Genomic DNA, 2,173 nt, shown 5'->3' on the forward strand with positions numbered 1-2,173 from the left:
GTCATACACTTAGCGCCAATCCCCAATCGTGCGCAGCCGCACTTGCCGTTCTTGGCTATTTGGAAAAAAACGAGATTTTAAAGAATGTAGATTCAAAGGCAGTTTATTTGAGAAATAAACTAGAAAAACTGAAGTCACTGTTCCCCTTTATCGGTGAAGTAAGGGGGAAGGGATTGCTGATTGGGCTGGAATTCGTCAAGCTTCCTGAAGCAAAAATACCTTTCGAAAGAAGCCTGAAACTAACCGACATGCTCGTAAAAATCGGAAGAGAAAAAGGAATACTGCTTTATCCAGCTGGCTCTGGACTCGATGGTCTGTCTGGGGACGCGATTATCATCTCACCGCCTTTGACTATTACCAAAAGGGAGATTGATGAGTTGGTTTCCCTGCTGAAATCTACTTTTGCCGAAGCATATAAAATACTAGGATTGCCAGAAGGAAATGGAGTTGAAAACTAAAATGGAAAATCCATTCGGTAAAATCGGAACACTGGAGCAAGCGATGGAGCACTTTCACGATGGAATGACATTGATGTTTGGTGGATTTGGAGGAGTCGGTTCACCGCCGAGCCTTATTGACGGTATTCTTGACAAAAACATTAAAAACCTTGTGCTGATCGGTAATGATACCGGTTTTCCTGATATTGGAATTGGGAAAGTCGTCAGCCGGGGAAGGGCTAAGAGAATTATCGCTTCACATATCGGTTCCAACCCAGTGGCTGGAGAACTGATGACTAAGGGGAAATTGGAAGTGGAGTTTTCGCCTCAGGGAACATTAACGGAAAGAATCAGGGCTGGCGGAATGGGGCTTGGTGCGATATTAACCGATGTAGGTGTCGATCATGAGTTTGTTTCAAAAGGTAAAAAGAAAATGAATCTCAACGGCAGTGACTATTTGGTCGAAACAGCTCTGACTGCAGAAGTTTCAATCGTCTATGCGAAGAAGGCTGACCCGTATGGAAATCTTGTATTTGATAAAAGTGCACGAAATACCAACCCGCTTGTCGCAATGGCAGGAAATTTCACTATAGCTGAGGCTGAGGAAATCGTTCCACTTGGCTGCCTTGATCCCGAGGAAATTGTGACACCTGGAGTATTTGTCGATATGGTTATTCCTTCAGGAGGAGTGAATTGGAAATGGGCATGGGAATAGATCTCAGGAATAAAATGGCCAAGCGGGCAGCCGAAGAAATATCTCCGGGGATGGTTGTCAATTTAGGAATCGGCATACCTTCTCTTGTCCCCAATCACCTTTCTTCAGACTTAAATGTCATGTTCCATGCAGAAAATGGGATTGTCGGTATGGGTGAGTCTCCCGAAAAGAATCTAGAGGATGAAAATTTGTGCAATGCAGGAGGCTTTCCTGTTACGGTACTCTCCGGCGCGTCCTACTGTGATAGTGCCGTAGCGTTCGGGATGATCAGAAGAGGAAGGGTTGACCTTACCATACTTGGCTCATTGCAAGTAAGCCAAAAAGGGGATCTTGCAAACTGGATTGTTCCTGGAAAGAAAATACCAGGAATGGGCGGAGCCATGGAACTGGCCCAAAAAGCAAGGAAAGTAGCAGTCTTAATGAACCACACAGACAAAAACGGAACTTCTAAAATAGTAGAATCCTGTACTTTGCCATTGACTGCAGCAAATTGTGTTGACCTTATAATCACTGATCTTGCGGTTTTTAAGATAATCGAAGGCTCATTAACTTTGACTGAGAGATTTGCTCCACATACAGTTGCAGAGATTGCCGCAAAAACGGCTTGCGATTTTTCCGTCGCAGAAGACATCCGAGTCATCGAATATTAAAAGGGGCTGATATCGTGCATTCTGCTAAGCAAAAAGTGCGGAGTTACATTACTGAAAATAGGATCAGGGGTACACGTTTATTGCAAAAGCTTGTCCAGGAGGGGAGCACCAGGGGAAAGGAAAGCGGAGCGCAGGCAGTCATCATCGAAAAATGCCGGGAGCTTGGTCTTGAAATGGATATTTGGGAAATCGGCGGTGAAGACCTTATTTCCCACCCTGCATTTTGCTCTGACCGCAAGGACTTCACAGGAAACCCGAATGCAATCGGGGTTATGAAAGGGACAGGCAGCGGTAAATCCATGATCTTAAATGGACATATCGATGTTGTTCCTGCTGGGGATCCAAATGATTGGGAACGGGATCCATTTAGC

At 44.9% G+C, this 2,173-nt stretch carries 3 protein-coding genes and 1 pseudogene; all 4 read left to right on the forward strand.

The genetic code is table 11. From position 1 onward, the window contains the following. A partial coding sequence (locus WB217_RS18765; RefSeq protein WP_423994852.1) for an aminotransferase class III-fold pyridoxal phosphate-dependent enzyme occupies positions 1 to 458 on the forward strand: 458 nt, incomplete at its 5' end. Then, positions 442 to 1,152, forward strand: coding sequence for a CoA transferase subunit A (locus WB217_RS18770; RefSeq protein WP_423994853.1), 711 nt, complete (start codon positions 442 to 444; stop codon positions 1,150 to 1,152). The genes WB217_RS18765 and WB217_RS18770, both read left to right, overlap by 17 nt. Continuing rightward, positions 1,137 to 1,802 carry a 3-oxoacid CoA-transferase subunit B gene (locus tag WB217_RS18775; protein ID WP_423994855.1) on the forward strand — a complete coding sequence of 222 codons (666 nt, stop codon included), beginning with the start codon at positions 1,137 to 1,139 and terminating at the stop codon, positions 1,800 to 1,802. The genes WB217_RS18770 and WB217_RS18775 overlap by 16 nt, the downstream gene beginning before the upstream one ends. A gap of 14 nt (positions 1,803 to 1,816) precedes the next feature. Beyond that, positions 1,817 to 2,173 (forward strand): annotated as a pseudogene (locus tag WB217_RS18780) (peptidase); the annotation flags it as partial.

Source organism: Mesobacillus sp. (assembly GCF_049588175.1).
Classification (GTDB): Bacteria; Bacillota; Bacilli; order Bacillales; family Cytobacillaceae; genus Mesobacillus.